This window comes from Mycobacterium sp. AT1 (genome assembly GCF_002043095.1).
In the GTDB taxonomy this organism is placed as follows: Bacteria; Actinomycetota; Actinomycetes; order Mycobacteriales; family Mycobacteriaceae; genus Mycobacterium.
In genome coordinates, this window is sequence record NZ_MVOC01000094.1 from 1 (window position 1) to 16,009 (window position 16,009).

The following is a 16,009-nucleotide window of genomic DNA, read 5'->3' on the forward strand; positions in this document are numbered from 1 at the left end:
TGACGCTGATAGGACTGGGTGGTGTTGAACAGGACGTCAGCTCCGAGCCCGATGAAACACGCGCGCCCCCAGGTCGCCAAGACGTCCTGGGCGTTCTGCGCGGCCGGTGTCGCCCCGGAGGTTTCCAGGGCCAGTGGCGCGCCCCGGCCTGCGGTCAGGTCGCGAACCGCTGCCACGACGTCTGTCTCGCGGGGGTTGATGGTGTGCTGGGCGCCGAATTCGCGTGCCGTGAGCAGGCGGCTATCTTCGATGTCGACCGCGATGACGGTCGCGCCCATCGCTGAAGCGAGCATGGTCGCCGAGGTCCCTACCGGTCCCTGGCCGAAGACCACGATCGTGGAACCGCCCACATTGCCCAGTCGTTTAAGGCCGCCCCATGCGGTTCCCGTTCCGCAGCCGATCGCCGCACCAGCCTTGAAGCTCAGTTCGTCGGGCAGCGGTATGAGAGTGGCCGCCGGAACCACGAGAAACGGTGCGTGGCCGCCATGGGTGTTGACGCACAGCGTGTGGATATCCACCACGGTGCACAGTTGCGGCCATCCCGACCGGCATTCCTCGCAGCTTCCGCAGCCCCAGTAATGGTGGATCATCACCCGATCACCAGGAGCGATCTGTGTCTCGTTCACGCCAGGGCCAATGGAATACACCTCGCCGCAGGGTTCATGGCCCTGGATGATGGTTCCCGGTGGGCCTGCGGGTCCGCCCCGGTAGAAGTGCAAATCGCTGCCACACATGCCGGACGCGCGGATCCGGACCACTACCTCGCCTTGGGCTGGTTCCGGGTCGGGGAAGGTCCGCAATTCCAGCTTGCGGTCACCGAAGAACACCACTCCTTGCATCATGTCTCCTTCATGTTGGCTGAGGGCCGAAGCGTCTGGGCGGCTCGGTCGCCGCCGGGCACCGAGCCAGGTGGACATCACACCACCACGAACCTTCGGTCGTGTCCTATATAGTGGACGAAGGTCTGTAATGCTGGAACCAGCATGCAGTGGCGTACGCCACTTCGTCAAGGAAGGCCGTCTCGCGGCGCTCGTCGGCACGGGAGGTAAACCCTTGCCGCACTTGCTGAAGAACGCGTCCTTGACGGCGGAGTGCCGACCCCACTACGCTCTCATCGTCTACCATGGTGGACGGTAGTGCTAAATAATGGACGGCTGCAACGGATATGCCGTACCAAAGTCATGATGTGTCGTCGCCTCTGCGTCTGGTGGAGTGAGGCGCGGAGCGCCATGTGACGTTGGGTCGCCGCGCAGCCGCCGCGCCACATCCGCGTGGCGGGTTGGCCACACCGTGGCAGGGCCCCGGATAGGGGCGGCTCGACCTCGGATCGGGGACGTGCACGAGAAAGGGAGCGCAGGATGTCGAGTGTGATCACCGGAGACGTCGAGGAGCTTGGGTTGACCTTGGCTCGTTACGTCACTGCCACGTCGTTCGCCGACCTACCCGAGGATGCAGTCCGGGCCGCCAAGTTCAGCACCCTGGACACCCTGGGGGTGATCCTGGGGGCCAGCGGCCTGATGAAGGCCATGCCTGGAGTGGTCGAGCTGATGCGCCACTCCGGCGGTGCCCAAGAGAGCACGTTGATGGGTTTCGGTGGGAGCGCCCCGGCGGTCGACGCCGCATTCGTCAACGGCGCCATGGCCCACGGGCTCGACTTCGACGACTGCCTGCCCGAGGGGCACCATCCGAGCAGCCCCCTTATTCCGGCGTTGTTCGCGTTGGCGCAACGCCAGGGCGGGGTGAGTGGAGAGGAGTTCATCACCGCACTGGCCCTGGGGCAGGACATCTTCGCCCGGCTGCGCAAAAGCGTTGCCTGGAAGCAGGATTGGTTCTTGACACCGGTCATCGGGTGTTTCGCGTCCGCGGCTGCCTGCGCCAAGCTCCTCGGTTCGACCGATAAGCAAGTGCTCGACGCGTTGAGCATCGCGACCTGCCAAGCCGCCGGGACGATGCAGTTGGCCTACGGCATCGGTGGCGACCTGCGCGGAATGTACGCCGGATTCGCCGCCAAGGCAGGCTTGTTCTCTGCGCTCTTGGCGCACGCCGGGGTCGAGGGAACCACCGCTCCCTTCGAGGGCGAGGCCGGCTTCCTGCAGGTCTACTTCGGCAACCAGTGGGATCGCGCCACCGCCCTCGACGGGCTGGGCACCACCTTCCACGGCAGCACCGTCAACTACAAGCTGTGGCCGTGCGCGGCGAACAATCATCTGTTCATCGACACCGCGCTGCGGCTGATGGGATCGGCCGGACGCACCGACGACATCACCAAACTGGAGGTGATCGGCGGCGACTTCGCTCAGCGTCTCGTCGAACCGATCGCGTTGCGGCGCCGACCGCCGACGGTCAACGACGCCAAGTTCAGCATCCCCTTCACCGTGGCGTTGGGGCTGGTGCGCGGCACCATCGGAGTGGGGGACTTCTCCGAGGAGCGCCGCACCGACCCCACCATCACCGCAATGGCCGACAAGATCGAATTCGTCGAGGACGCGAAGTACGACTGGTCGGGGGCCGAACTGCCTGCCGGGGCGGTCAGAATCACCCTCACCAGCGGTGAGGTGCTCTACGAGGAGACGCCGCACGACCAGACGCCGGGCGCCACCAACCGCCCGCTGAGCTGGACGGACCTGATCGCCAAGTTCGACGACTGCGCCGACTACGCCGTGCAACCCGTCAGTCGCGACACGCGCCAGATCATCGTCAACGCGATCGAAAAACTCGAGCAACTCCACGACGTGTCGGAGATCGTGGATTGTCTGCGCTGAGACAAGCGTCGCGGCCGATGGAACGGCGCCGATCCTGGCCATCACCCACTGCGGCCCGCACGCGCCGGTGCCGGTGCACCCCGATGACGGTCACGCCACGGTGAGCGACGTAGTCACCGCCCACCTGCTGCACGCCTTCGCGATCGCACGACTCACCGGCGCCCCGGCCCTGGCCTGCATCGCCGGCGTGCGGTCGTCGTCGGGGTTGCTCGGCTTGTCCGGTGCGCCCAAGCACTGGACGGCACCGGCGGGCCTGGTGGAGATCGCCGTGCTCGCCGACCTGGCCCTCGGCGCATCGGTGCGTACCCAGGCCGGCGCCGACAAGCAGATGCCCACGCTGAGCATGACCATCGATCTCGCCGGCACCCCACCACCGGCCGCCCGCCTGGACGTCGCCACCGCCGCTGCAGCCCTTCACGAACGGTTCGCCTCGACTGCAGGCACCTTGCGCGACGGTGGTCGGGCCATCGGCCATTGCGCGGCGACCTTCGCCGTGGCATCGGCGAACGCGACGCTCCTGCCGTGGGAACGGCAGGGCGCCATCGATGCCGTCCACCCCTTGGCCGAGGATGACCTCGACGCCGCCGAAGAGCACCTGCTGCATGCCATCCGCGCCGCCGGGGACCGCTGCTGGAGCGATGCAGTGTTGGAGGCATCCATCACCGAGAGCACCCCGCTGCAGATCACCGCCTCGGATCTGTTGGCCAACCGATTCGGCACCGTGCAGGGGGGGCTGTTGTTCGCGCTGGCCGCGCGCGCGGCCAGCCAGGCCGCCGAGGGCTCCACTCGGGTGCGCGGGGGCCACGTGGACTTCCTGTCGGCCGGCGACGTCACCCAACCCCTGGACACCGCAGCCACGGTACTCAGCGCCGGGCGCCGGACGTCGTTCATCCGCAGCGACATCCGCCAGGGGCCTCGACTCGTCGCGACCGGATCTTTCGTGCTGCAGGCGGTATCCGCCCACGCAGCCCCCACGTGATCGTCGGACCGGTGAGCACGGTGGTCTTCGATCTCGACGGCACCTTGGTCGATTCCGCCGCGGGAATCCTCGCCACCCTGCAACGCGCCTTCGACGAGGTCGGCGTGCCGTGGCCTGACCAGGAATTGGGCACCGCCATCCTCGGCCCGCCGCTCGGGCAGACGTTGGGCCCGCTCGTCGGGGCCCCCGCCGCAGAGGCGATCATCGGCGTCTATCGACGGCGATATCCCGAACACGGGCTGACCCAGTCGGCGCCCTACCCCGGTGTCGAGGAGCTGCTGCGCTCCGTGGCGAACGTGGGGGCGCGCCTTGCCGTCGCCACCAGCAAGGCCGAGCCGTTCGCCCGGTCCATCCTCGACCTGCACCGCTGGACGGAACTGTTCGAGGTGGTCACCGGGGACACCCTCGACGGCCAACGGCCGGACAAGGCGACCGTCGTCGGTGAGGCCCTGCGCCGCCTGGGTGGCGCGACCCCCGACGCGGTCATGGTGGGAGATCGCCGGCATGACGTCCAGGGCAGCCGCGCCCACGGCCTGCGCTTCCTCGGCGCGGGCTGGGGATACGGCACACCCGGCGAGCTACAGCGGGCAGGCGTACGCGACGTCTACCACACCCCCCACGACTTGGGCGTTGCCCTGACGTCCCCGCACACCGGGACGTCCCGCGCCGGCAACTGAGCCCGCCACCCCGCGCGCGGGGTGGCGGTAGACGCGTCGGTCGCTTCGACGCCAATGCCCGGCAGCGCGGGACGCTGCCGGGCATTGGTTGTGCTCGACGCCGTTGTCGAGAAGCGGGCTCGCAGACCGGGACGGCCAATCCCGAGCCGGCGTGGTGGGTGCTCGCGTCCACGTCGTCCTACACGGTGTCGAGCGCCTCGTCGTTGATGTCTCGCAGCGAGAAGGTGCACGCCGCGGCAATGGCGAGCAGGACGGCGACGAAGATGGCGAACACCATGGTTCCGGCGCGACCGATGATCACCGGCGCGAGCAGCGGCACGATGCCTCCGCCGATCACTCCGGTCAGGCTGTAGGACAACCCGGTCGCCGAATACCGGTACCGGGTCTCGAACTGCTCGGGCAGGAACGCACCGATGGGCCCGTGGACGAGGCCGGCGATGGTGGTGGTGATGCAGATGCCCACGGTGTAAGCGAGGATGCCTCCGAGGTCGAGCACCGGGAACAGCAGCAGAACCCAGGTGGCACCGGCGATGTGCGCCCATCCGATCATCCGGCGTCGACCGGTACGGTCGGACAGCAAGGCGCTGCTGGCGGTGGACACCGCATAGCAGACCCCGGCCAGTAGACCGACGACGAGCACCTGGTTGCGGGTGAAACCGAGGGTGTTGGTGCCATAGGCGGCCAGATACGAGGTGGCGAGGTAGAACAGCGCGAACATCGTCAGCGACACGCCCACGCCCTTGAAGATCTCGCGCGGCTGATGCCGGAAGGCCTCGAGGATCGGTGCCGAGGACACCCCCTTCTCCGCCTCCTTCTTGAACACCGGGGTCTCCTCGATCTTGAGACGAATGTAGAGACCGATGCCGACGAGGGCGAAGCTGCAGACGAACGGGATGCGCCATCCCCAGCTCAAGAAGGCCTCCGGACTCATGGTCAACCCGATCAGGAGGAAGGAGGCGCTGGAGACGGTCTGCGGCAGGCTATGCCCGAGCTGAGGAAACATGGCGTACAGCCCCCGCTTTCCCGGGGGTGCGTGTTCGGCGACGAACGAGGTCGCGCCGGCCCATTCCCCGCCGGCGGCCAATCCCTGGCAGGCCCGCAGGACGACGATGATGATGGGCGCCGCGATGCCGATCTGGGCGGCCGGCGGAACGAGGCCCATGAGGGTGGAGGACACCCCCATCAACAGCAGGGTCGCAATCAAGGTCTTCTTGCGTCCCAGCCGGTCTCCGAAGTGCCCACACAGGATGGCGCCGAAGGGGCGCGCCACGAAGGCCACCCCCAGGGTGGCCAGCGAGGCCACCGTGCCGGCAGCCTCGCCTAGGGCCGGGAAGAAGACCTGGGGGAACACCAAGGCCGCGGCGAGCCCATAGAGGACGAGGTCGAACCCGTCGACCAGGGTTCCGATCAAGCTGGCAAAGGCGACACGGTACTTGAACGGTGGGCTGGCGGCGGGATCGGTGGCCGTTCCCGGTCGCCGAGGTGCTTCGTCGATGGTGCTGGACATCGCTGTGGTCTCCTGATGATGCGTGCGTCGGTCATTAACGTGCCGCGCCGGCGGGTCACGCGGCGGCTGGACGGTCGTGGGACTGCTGAGCGGGAGGATTAGCTAGGGTCCGAGGCGGTGGTCGGTCGGTGCTCGCCGGCGGGGGCTTGCCGTCGGGCGCGATCGCTGAGAGCTCGATTCGAGAGCCCTCCAAGACGTAATCCAATATGATGGACGACTGTCTTCAATGTGGGACGATCTGACTGTAAGCGCCGTCACGTCTGCCGTCAAGAGTGGCCCATGCCGACGGCGCGCGGCGGCGCGATTCCACGACCTTGGTCTCCCAAATACGGAATAGCGTCCATTAAGCTGGACCATGCGGCATGATGGACCCTCGGAAGTGCGAGGCCATGTGCGGGCTCCCGGATCGCGGGGAATGCCACCGTGGCGATTCTCCACCTGCACGTCGCCGCACTCACGGCCACGGAGCCATCCGTGCCAATCACACGAGGAGATGTCATGCAGACGATGCAGAACCGCACTACACCGCAAACGGACTTCCTCGGGGGAGCCAAACGACTGCTAATCGGGGGACGGTGGCTCCCGGCACTGTCGGGCAAGGAGATCGACACCGTCAACCCCGCCACTGGGGAGGTCATCGCCCGGCTCGCCGCGGGCGACGAAGGCGACGTCGACCGGGCGGTGGCGGCCGCGCGTCAGGCGTTCGAGGGCGACTGGAGCCGCTGGACGCCCTACGACCGGCAACGTCTGCTGCTGAGAATGCACGATCTCGTCGAGAAGAACTTCGAGGAGCTGGCGTTGCTGACCACCCTGGACATGGGTGCGCCGTTGACGCGCACCCTGGCGCTGAAAGACGTCGTCTCCCAGGTCATTCTGCTCTACGCCTCGCAGACCGCCTCCGCCTCGGCCGAGACGCTCCGCAGCTCGTTGCGGGGTCAGTTCACCGCCAAGATCAAGGCTCCCGCCGGTGTCGTGGGCGGGATCATCCCGTGGAACGGGCCGTTGGTGAGCCAATGGTGGACCTTGGGACCAGCTCTGGCGACCGGGTGCACCACGGTGCTCAAGCCGGCCGAGGATGCCTCGCTGACCGTGCTGCGGGTCGCCGAGCTTCTCCAGGAGGCGGGTATGCCCGACGGGGTGGTCAACGTCGTCACCGGCTACGGCGCTACGGCCGGAGCCGCCTTGGCCGCGCACCCCGGCGTGGACCGGGTCTCGTTCACCGGTTCCACCGAGACGGGCCGCAAGATCATCCAGGCGTCGACGAGCAATATGAAGCGCGTGCAACTCGAGCTGGGCGGCAAGTCGCCCGACGTGGTCTTCGCCGACGCCGACTTGGACATAGCCGTGCCCGGAGCGGCGATGGGCGTCTACGCCAACAGTGGACAGGTATGCATCGCGGGAACGCGAGTCCTGGTGCAGCGCGGCGTCATCGATGAATTCGTCGCCAGGCTCGAAGAGTACAGCCGCACCCTACGCGTCGGCGACGGGATGGATCCCAAGGTCGACCTCGGTCCGCTGATCTCCAGCAGACAACTCGACCGGGTGCTGTCATACATCGACATCGGCCTGGCCGAGGGCGCCAGTCTCGCCTGCGGCGGTGAACGCCTCGGTGACGGCCTTGACGCAGGTTACTTCCTCGGACCGACCGTGTTCACCGGCGTGAACAACGACATGCGGATCGCCCGCGAGGAGATCTTCGGTCCGGTGATCTCGGTGATCCCGTTCGACGACGTCGACGACGCGCTGCGGCTGGCCAACGACACCGACTACGGTCTGGCTGGCGGGGTGTGGACCCAGAGTCTGTCCACCGCGCACAAGATGGTGGACGGCATCAAAGCGGGTGCGGTCTGGGTCAATTGCTACGGAGTGTGGGACGCCAACGTCGGATTCGGCGGCTACAAGATGAGCGGATACGGGTGGAAGGGTGGATCCACCCACGTCGACAGCTTCTTGTATGAGAAGGCCGTCTACATGAACATCGGCTAGCGCCCCTCGCCGCCCCGTCCGCACGCCTACGGGCGCGGCATGGCGTCGCCACCCAGGGTGGCGACCGGCCGCCGGCCGTCGGGGCCGACCGCCGCGGTGGGACGCCACCGGTGCACCGACGTCCCGGTACTGCCTCCTGATGCGAAGCGGCATGGCGCAGAGCACGTCACCCGTTCCGCGTCGACGACACGCCGCGACGACCACCCCAGGGGTAGGAACACCCCTGCAGTAGCCCCGGTGTGTGTCGTCACTGCCTTGACGGATGAGACCCAAATCCCTAATGTCATGAGGTGTGTCCCGCATTACAGACGTAAGTACAGAATGATGGACGCAGTGATGAAGCGGCATCAGCCAGCGTGCTGCCTAGGTGCTCGCAGCACGGTCACGCGCTGCGATCCCGTCTGGAACACGAGAATGCGCCCCGGGATCCCGGGACGTTTGGTAGAGCGGTGATTGACCTGAGTGTTGTCCGCACGGCGCGCGCCCACGGCGCTCGAAACAGATGAAAGTTGAGTTCACCCATGCGATTTTCTGACCAGGTCGTCGTCGTCACCGGCGCCGCCGGCGGCCTCGGATTTGCCACGGCCAAGGCCTTCGCCCGCGAGGGCGCCCACGTCGTCATTACCGATCTGAATGCCGATGCGGTGAGCGCAGCGGTCGCCGAAATCGAAGCGCTTGGTGGCAATGCTGCGCTCGGTCTGATCGGCGACGTGAGTGACCCCGACCAGGTCGACGCCAACGTCGACGCCGTGATGCAGGCGTTCGGGCGCATCGACGTCCTGGTCAACAACGCTGGCATCATGCACCGCGTGCTGGCCGAGAAGATGCCCCGCGAGGTTTGGCGCAAGATCATGGCCGTCAATCTCGACGGCACGTTCTACTGGTCGCAGGCCGTCGCGGTGCGGTCGATGATTCCGCGACGCAGTGGGTCCATCATCAACATCGCCTCCATCGGCGGCATCGTCGCCTTCCCGACCGCCGCGCCTTACACGGCGTCCAAGGCCGGTGTCATCGGCCTGACCAAGGTCCTCGCCGTGGACTGGGGGCAGTACAACATCCGGGTGAACGCGCTGTGCCCCGGAATGACCTGGGGCAGCGAGCTGTCTCGCGCCGACGTGGAGAAGAACCCGAACCACTTCGTGGAGCGGGAGGCACGCATCCCGCTCGGGCACGCCGGACAACCCGACGATCAAGCCAACGCCGTGCTGTTCCTGGCGTCGGCGGAGGCCAGCTACGTGCACGGGTTGATCATGAACGTCGACGGGGGACAGGTCGCCCTGTCCTCGGGTCACTCCGCGCCGCGCGAGCACGCAGAGACGCCGACACCTCGCGCAGAGGCGCTAACACCCTAAGCGCCCGGCCGCCGTGCTCGCCCCACGCGCCGGTGCGTGCGCCCAGAAGCCCCTCCTCGCCCCTCACCTCCCGGGAGTTACCCATGTCACTTGGCATCTCGTTGTACGGCAACGACCCTCGCCATCTCGTCCCCATTGCGCGCCGCGCCGACGAACTCGGTTTCGACAGCTTGTGGATCGGCGAGCACGTCGTGGCGCCCGAGGTGATGGACGCCCACCATCCCTACGAGGGCGGCTGGTCCAAGCCTGCCGTCGTCAGCGCTGATCCTCGGATCTATGACCTATGGACGATGATCGGGGCGGTGATCGCAGCCACCGAGCGCGCTCGGGTCGTGACCGGGATCTGCCTTCTGCCGTTGCACCACCCCATCGCCTCCGCGCGCGCATGCATTACCGCCCAGCAAGTCTCCGGTGGTCGTTTCGTCTTCGGGGTCGGAGCAGGCTGGCTCGGTACCGAATTCGAGGCGTTGGGAGTCAGCTTCCCCGACCGCGGCCAGCGCTACGACGAGTGCCTCGACGTGTTGGACAAGCTCTTCACCGGGGGTTCGGTCGACCACGACGGGCAGTTCTACGCCTTTCCGCGGCTGGCTCTCACCGACCACCCCGTCGAGGTGCCGATCTTGATGGGCGGGACGAAGGGCGCAGCGCTGCGGCGCGCCGCCCGCCGGGGCGACGGCTGGTACGGCACCACCGTGCCGCTGGAGGAGACCGTGACGATCCGCGACCGCATCGAGGGGATGCGACGCGACTATGGCCGCGATCATCTGCCCTTCACCTACTACAACCGGATCGTCGGCCGTCCCATCGTGGAGAACCTGCACCGGTACCGCGCAGCGGGATTCGACGATCTCATCATCCCCTTCGAGGCCATCCATCCCGCCACCAGTGACGACCTGTCGCTGGAGGCCCGGTTGGCGTCGCTGGAGGCGGTGGCCGCCGAGATCGGAATCAGCCCACGCCAGGTCGCGGCGGTCTGAGCGCACCGCCGCCGGTCGGTCACCGGCCCCACCGATCCACCCGCACGACCTGCGACGAGGAGATCTCATGACCATCGCCCAACAACACACCACGCATCTGCCCTCGTTCCTGGGCCGGGTGTCGCAACTGAGCTTCGTCGTCCGCGACTTCGACGCCACTTTGCAGTTTTGGACCAAGACGATGGGGGTGGGCCCGTTCGTGGTCATGGAGAATTCGCTGGGGGACCGGCCATTCGTGCACCGCGGCAAGATCAGCGACGTTCACATGTCGCTGGCGCTGGCCTACCTCGGCGACATCCAAATCGAGGTCATCTCCCAGTCCAACGACGCCCCGTCGCCCTACACCGAGTTCTACGCCCGCGGGGGGCAAGGCCTGCAACACGTTGCATTCGCCACCGAGAGCTACGTCGACACCTGCCGCAAGCTCACCATCCTCGGGTTCGAGGAGGTCAGTTGCATCAAGATGCCCGACGGCACGAAAGACGCCAGCTACTTCTACGGACCCGAGCAACACCTGGGGACGATGATCGAGATCTCGCCGCTCACTCCGCGCCGGCGCATGTATCTCGACGCCATCAAGTCACTCTCGCAGTCGTGGGACGGCACCGACCCGGTGCGCCGGTTCCGCACCCGGGCGGAGTTCCTGGCCTCCGACATGTTCAAGTCCTAGCCACACTCTCTGCAGCGCAGCCGACGTCGCCGCAACCGCGGGGGCTGCACTTCTGTCAGGGGCCGAGTACGCGGGGGATCCGGTGTGGCCGCCGAGTGCCGTGTGCGGTGTTCTTCCCCTGCGGCGCAACGGTTTCGACACGCCCTGGGTGTGGCCAGAGCAGTGCGACGTCGACGGATCGGTCTGCGTTCGTTCCCTCTGGTGCACGGCTCGCAAGGTCAGATGCGTCCTTGACGGGCGGGCTGCCCGGCGGATATCGTCAAGTGTCCCGTATTTCAGACATTCATCCATCATTCTGGACTACGTGGGCGGGTGGGTGAGGCGCGGCAGCGCCCTGACCACAGGCCTGCAGGCCCACCCACGAAGACGAAAGGGGTTGTCGTGACCAGCTACGTGTCCGCATCACCGCAGTACCCGACCTATCAGGATCTCGCGATCGAGGCACTGACCCGCTACCCCGAGCGCACCGCCGTCGTCGACGGCAGCCTGCGGCTCAGCGGTCGCGATCTACGCCTGCGTGTCGAGGCCGTTATCGACGCCCTCACCGGCGCCGGCGTGGACGGCGGTTCCCGGGTGGCCCTCTACGGCCCCAACAGCGCTGACTACCTGGCCTCGCAGCTCGCCATCGTGGCCACCGGCGCCTCCTACACCGGTCTGCATCCGATGGCGTCCGGTCCGGAGATCGTGCAGATCCTCGATCAATTGACCCCCGACGTCCTGGTTCTGGCGCCGGGCGCCGACGGCGCCGTCACCGACCACGTCGGCGGCCACCTTCCCACCGGCACGCGCATCCTGCGCCTGGAGGCCGAACCCGAGGGTGGTGGCCGCGCGCCGGGGTCCGCGAGCCGGAAGCTCCTCGCGCGAGGCGCAGACCGCAACCCGCCCAGCGCGATTGCCGCGATCTCCTTCACGGGCGGGACGACGGGGACACCGAAAGGCGTCGTGCGGTCCCAACGCACGATGGGAACCGCGATCCTCACCATGTTGTCGGAATGGGAGTGGCCGACCGAGCTGCGCTTCCTGACGGTGGCGCCGCTGAGTCATGCGGCTGGCCTGATGACCATCCCGGTGTTGCTACGGGGTGGATGCGTGCACGTCCACGCCGGCTTCGACCCCAGCGCCATCCACGCCACCGTCGCCGCCGAACGGATCACCGCGACGTTCCTGGTGCCCACCATGATCTACCGGTTGTTGAACGAGCCCGAGCCAATCCACGGCAGCGTCGGCGAGCTTCAGCTGGTGCTCTACGGCGCCTCCGCGATCACCCCCGAACGCCTCGCCGAGGCCGTCAAGCGGTGGGGACCGATATTCATGCAGCTCTACGGTCAGGTGGAGGCACCGAACTGCATCTCCGTGCTGCGCACCGCCGACCACGACGTCGACGACTTGGTGCGATTGGCGTCCTGCGGAAAACCCACCGCCATGGTGGAGCTGCAGATCCTCGACGACGACGGCGTCGCGCTCGGCCCCGGGGAGTCCGGCGAGATCTGCGTCCGCGGACCGCTGGTCATGGACGGCTACCTCGACAACGAGGACAGCACCGCAGAGACCCTCAAGGACGGCTGGTTGCACACCGGTGACGTGGGGTTCCGCGACGAAGACGGCTTCGTCCACATCAGGGATCGACGCAAGGACATGATCGTCTCGGGCGGCTTCAACATCTTCGCCGGCGACGTGGAGCGCGCGCTGAGCACCCATCCCGGCGTGCGGGAGAGCGCGGTCATCGGCATCCCGGACGCCGACTGGGGCGAAGCGGTCGTTGCCTACGTCGTCTCCGGTGACCTGCAGCTCGACGTCGCCGATCTGCGCGCCCACGTCCGGTCGACCAAGGGCGCTGCATGGACGCCCAAGCAGGTCTTCGTCGTCGAGTCTCTGCCCCTGACACCTTTGGGCAAGCCCGACAAGAAGGCACTGCGGGCACCCCACTGGGAGCACGAGAGCAGAAGCGTCCGGTGAGCGCGCGACGCGCGGCGGGTACGTCGAGCTCACCGTCACCGGGCACGGCGGTCCGCGATCACCGGCACGGCCGTGCGGATGCAGCGCGCGAACGCGAAGCGCGACCAGCAGTTGTCTGAAGTCAGGGAAGAGAGGGGCGATCGTGGTGTCTGAAGGAGCAGTCGTGAGCGTGAGGTCGGCGGCGGCGCAGTGGGCATGGCTGCCCGAGGCCGTGGTGCGGTACACCACCTCGGGTACCCAGGGCCGCGTGTGGCTGTTGCTGCACGAGATGGGCGGATCACTGGAGAGCTGGGATCCGGTGTTGGCGCAGTTGCCTGCCGATCAGCGGATCATCCGAGTGGACGCCCGCGGACACGGCGGCTCGGAGAAGATCCGCGCCGAGGTCACGGTGAGCACTCTGGTCGACGACGTGATCGCCCTGCTCGACCATCTGGGCATCACCGACGAGGTGAACGTGGCCGGCGTGGCCTTGGGCGGCTGCATGGCCCTGACCATGGCGGCCCGCCACCCCCACCGCGTGCACCGCGTGATGGCGATCAACCCGCCCACCAACGCGGTGGGCCGCAGCGGTGAAATCCTGCGGGAGAGAGCAGATCTGGCCAATCGGGTCGGCATGCGCGGCATCGTGGAGGCGGCGTTGGCCCGTTCCTATCCGCCGCACCTGCGCGGCGACGAACACATCTTCCTGGCCTACCAAGCCCGGTTCGTGGCCAACGACCCGGGCAGTTACGCCTTCATCGTGCGGATGCTGGCCGCCTCGGACATGGCCGAGATCCTGCCCACGATCACCGTTCCGACGGTGTTCGTCTCCGGCCGCGACGACCTGGTCCGCCCGCCCGCCGACATCGCGGTGATCGCCGAAACCGTGCCCGGTGCCGGGCACACCGTGATCGAGGGTGGTCACATCCCGTCGGTGCAGGCGCCCGCGGCACTGGCAGCTGCGGTGAGCGACTACTTCGGCAGCGAGGACCGATGATGGCCGAGGCACTGCTGTTGGCCATGATGCATCCCGCCGACGACGACGAGTACAACGCCTGGGCCGACACCGAGCACCTGCCCGAGCGTCTCCGGGTACCCGGCATCCTCACCGGTCTACGCTTCCGCAACACGGCACCCGCGCCGCGCTACCTCAACGTCTACGACCTCGAGGACCTGGCCGTGCTCGACGCACCGGACTACGTCTCGATAGCCGGACCCAACAGCTCACCGTGGTCCAAGCGCATCTCCGCCGGCGCCACCCACCGCTGGCGATACACCGGGTCGCGCATCAGCAGCTTCCCCGACGATGGGCCCTCCACCACCACCGGACCCATCGCCGAACTCCTGGTGCTGCGCTGGCCCGGTGTGGCCGCACGACGTGACGAGGCCATCATCGCCTCCTTCGACAAGGCCGTGGCCAACATGCCCGCCATCCTCCACGGTCGAGTGTTCGTCAGCGGCAACGACACCGGATACGAGTACGCGGCTCTCGCCGCCACCTCGGAGACGTTCGAGGCCGACGCCACCGACCCGGCGCACTACGGCACCACCACCCACCCGTGCGACCTTGCCCAGGTGTTCGTCCCCCACTCCCCGTGACACGGATTGCAGCGTCGATGGCGGTTCGCGACCGACCGCCGTGGCCGACCGTGCTGGCCGCGGGTAGTGGCAGCCCCGTCCCTCAGCCGGCGTCGGTAGGGGTGGTGTCGTGAGCCGAGGCGTGCACACCTCGGGCACTGAGACGCGGTCGGCGAGGTTCCTGGCCGCCACGGCGGCGGGAAGTTTCGCGGTCGTGGTGGCGGGCACCTTGATCTCCACCCCCGTGCTGCCGCTGTATCGCGACACCCTGGGGTTGTCGGTCTTCGACGTCGCGGCGGTGTTCTCGATCTACTTGATCGTGTTGGTGGCCTTCTTCGTGCTGTTGATGCGCTCGCAACTGACGCGTTTCGCCTGGCTGCTCCTGCCGGTGGCGGTTCTGTTGCAGATCGCGTCGAGTGCGGCCATGTGGATGGGCGCCGACGACGCCCGCTGGCTGTTCGTGGGCCGCGCCATCGGCGGTGCCGCCGTCGGCATCGCCACCGGGTCCAGTGCGACGTTGGTGGTGGCGGCAATTGGCGAACGCGGCCGCACGTCGGTGGCGACGGGCGCCCTGGCCGGATCGGCGCTCGGAGTCCTGGTGGCGACGCTGGCCACCGAAGTACTTCCCCGACCCGACCATCTGGTCTACCAGCTTCATGCCGGTGCACTCGTCGCCGTGTTGGCTGCCCTGGTCTGTGCGCTCGTTGGTGCCCGCAACGCCCTCCGCACCCAGATGCACGCGTCGCGCCCCCGACGGCGCGCACCCGAGCCCACGCCGCCGCCGGGCTTGTCCATGCGCCAACGGGCCGCGGCCTACGGCGCCGGCGCCGCCGGGTGGGTGGTGGGAGGCGTTGCCGCCGGCAGCACGCCCAGTGCCCTCCGTCAGCAGTTCGGCACCGATTCGGTCCTGACCAGCATGACGGTGCCGCTGGTCTTGATGTGTGTGGCCTGGTGCAGCTCGGTGACGCTGCGGACACTGCGTTTTCAGCTACGAACGTCCTACGCCATGGCATTGCTCGTTGGCGGGAGCTTGGCCGTGGTGGCCGGGATGGAGACACGGCAGTTGTGGCCCATCGTCGTCGCCGCGAGCGCATGGGGGTTGGGTCATGGGGCGGCGTACACCAACGGGCTTAGAGTGCTCACCCGTTCCTTGTCACCGGTTCAGCAGGGTCGCACTGCGTCGGCGTACGCCGCATTCGCCTATTCCGTGACCGCGGTCGCCGTGCTCACGACGGGCGCCGTCGCATCGCAATGGGGGCAGGTCGCTGCGATGAGCTTCGCCGCGGCAGTTCTCACGGGTGTGTGCACGATCGTGCTCATCTTGGGCCGACGCGGTTCACCGCGCGGCGTGGCTCTGCTCGATGATGGCCGAGACGCAGATCCAGACGTGGCCCTGCCCGTGACGGGCACCTGCGCCCAAGGGCATTGAGACCGCAGGCCCGCGCGCACGTCGAGACCGCACGCGTCCTGGCGCCGCCTCGGACCCGTGCCAACACCGCTGATCGTGAATCGTCGTGTCGGGACCCGGCATTCGCAGGCCGGAACCGAAGCGTGTGACGGCTATCCGGCGGGGGTGGCGCCGGGCC

The 16,009-nt window shown here is 67.7% G+C and carries 13 protein-coding genes; 11 read left to right on the forward strand and 2 right to left on the reverse strand.

What is annotated here, in order from left to right; all coding sequences use genetic code 11:
* Window positions 1-839, reverse strand: an 839-nt coding sequence (locus B1790_RS32185; protein WP_079927351.1) for an alcohol dehydrogenase catalytic domain-containing protein, incomplete at its 3' end; no start/stop codon positions are given.
* A gap of 519 nt (window positions 840-1,358) precedes the next feature.
* On the opposite strand from B1790_RS32185, the gene B1790_RS32190 reads away from it, so the two are divergent.
* The 3 genes from B1790_RS32190 to B1790_RS32200 all read left to right on the forward strand — a co-directional run bounded on the left by B1790_RS32190 (window position 1,359) and on the right by B1790_RS32200 (window position 4,418).
* The gene (locus tag B1790_RS32190; protein WP_079927342.1) at window positions 1,359-2,762 is read left to right on the forward strand and encodes an MmgE/PrpD family protein; all 1,404 of its coding nucleotides are present in this window, start codon (window positions 1,359-1,361) and stop codon (window positions 2,760-2,762) included.
* Between the two features lie 100 nt (window positions 2,763-2,862).
* A complete protein-coding gene (locus B1790_RS32195) occupies window positions 2,863-3,741 on the forward strand; it encodes an acyl-CoA thioesterase domain-containing protein (protein WP_142271632.1) in 879 nt (292 codons plus the stop codon).
* An 11-nt stretch (window positions 3,742-3,752) separates the two neighbouring features.
* Window positions 3,753-4,418, forward strand: a complete 666-nt coding sequence (locus tag B1790_RS32200; RefSeq protein ID WP_198952180.1) for an HAD hydrolase-like protein — start codon at window positions 3,753-3,755, stop codon at window positions 4,416-4,418.
* A gap of 178 nt (window positions 4,419-4,596) precedes the next feature.
* Here B1790_RS32200 and B1790_RS32205 read toward each other — a convergent pair whose 3' ends face one another.
* A complete protein-coding gene (locus tag B1790_RS32205; RefSeq protein ID WP_079927344.1) occupies window positions 4,597-5,925 on the reverse strand; it encodes an MFS transporter in 1,329 nt (442 codons plus the stop codon).
* Between the two features lie 498 nt (window positions 5,926-6,423).
* Between B1790_RS32205 and B1790_RS32210 the strand changes: the two genes are divergently transcribed.
* The 8 genes from B1790_RS32210 to B1790_RS32245 all read left to right on the forward strand — a co-directional run bounded on the left by B1790_RS32210 (window position 6,424) and on the right by B1790_RS32245 (window position 15,852).
* Entirely contained in the window at window positions 6,424-7,911 is a 1,488-nt protein-coding gene (locus B1790_RS32210) for an aldehyde dehydrogenase (protein ID WP_233165420.1), read from the forward strand.
* Between the two features lie 521 nt (window positions 7,912-8,432).
* A complete protein-coding gene (locus B1790_RS32215; protein WP_079927345.1) occupies window positions 8,433-9,263 on the forward strand; it encodes an SDR family NAD(P)-dependent oxidoreductase in 831 nt (276 codons plus the stop codon).
* A gap of 83 nt (window positions 9,264-9,346) precedes the next feature.
* On the forward strand, window positions 9,347-10,240 hold the full coding sequence (locus tag B1790_RS32220; RefSeq protein ID WP_079927346.1) for a TIGR03619 family F420-dependent LLM class oxidoreductase: 894 nt from the start codon (window positions 9,347-9,349) through the stop codon (window positions 10,238-10,240).
* A 67-nt stretch (window positions 10,241-10,307) separates the two neighbouring features.
* The gene (locus tag B1790_RS32225; protein WP_158083909.1) at window positions 10,308-10,910 is read left to right on the forward strand and encodes a VOC family protein; all 603 of its coding nucleotides are present in this window, start codon (window positions 10,308-10,310) and stop codon (window positions 10,908-10,910) included.
* 381 nt (window positions 10,911-11,291) lie between these two features.
* Window positions 11,292-12,866: an AMP-binding protein gene (locus B1790_RS32230; RefSeq protein WP_142271634.1), complete on the forward strand. Its 1,575-nt coding sequence runs from the start codon at window positions 11,292-11,294 to the stop codon at window positions 12,864-12,866.
* A 163-nt stretch (window positions 12,867-13,029) separates the two neighbouring features.
* Window positions 13,030-13,842 (forward strand): alpha/beta fold hydrolase, encoded by an 813-nt coding sequence (locus tag B1790_RS32235; protein WP_079927348.1) that lies wholly within the window; start codon window positions 13,030-13,032, stop codon window positions 13,840-13,842.
* On the forward strand, window positions 13,842-14,444 hold the full coding sequence (locus tag B1790_RS32240; RefSeq protein WP_079927349.1) for a hypothetical protein: 603 nt from the start codon (window positions 13,842-13,844) through the stop codon (window positions 14,442-14,444). Before B1790_RS32235 ends, B1790_RS32240 begins: the two co-directional genes overlap by 1 nt.
* A 109-nt stretch (window positions 14,445-14,553) precedes the next feature.
* The gene (locus B1790_RS32245) at window positions 14,554-15,852 is read left to right on the forward strand and encodes an MFS transporter (RefSeq protein WP_142271635.1); all 1,299 of its coding nucleotides are present in this window, start codon (window positions 14,554-14,556) and stop codon (window positions 15,850-15,852) included.
* Window positions 15,853-16,009 lie beyond the last annotated feature (157 nt).

Bases quoted from the DNA above. Each gene is read 5' to 3' on its own strand.
- B1790_RS32205 (WP_079927344.1), bottom strand. From the start codon at position 5,925: ATGTCCAGCACCATCGACGAAGCACCTCGGCGACCGGGAACGGCCACC.
- B1790_RS32240 (WP_079927349.1), top strand. From the start codon at position 13,842: ATGGCCGAGGCACTGCTGTTGGCCATGATGCATCCCGCCGACGACGAC.
- B1790_RS32215 (WP_079927345.1), top strand. From the start codon at position 8,433: ATGCGATTTTCTGACCAGGTCGTCGTCGTCACCGGCGCCGCCGGCGGC.
- B1790_RS32225 (WP_158083909.1), top strand. From the start codon at position 10,308: ATGACCATCGCCCAACAACACACCACGCATCTGCCCTCGTTCCTGGGC.
- B1790_RS32190 (WP_079927342.1), top strand. From the start codon at position 1,359: ATGTCGAGTGTGATCACCGGAGACGTCGAGGAGCTTGGGTTGACCTTG.
- B1790_RS32220 (WP_079927346.1), top strand. From the start codon at position 9,347: ATGTCACTTGGCATCTCGTTGTACGGCAACGACCCTCGCCATCTCGTC.
- B1790_RS32210 (WP_233165420.1), top strand. From the start codon at position 6,424: ATGCAGACGATGCAGAACCGCACTACACCGCAAACGGACTTCCTCGGG.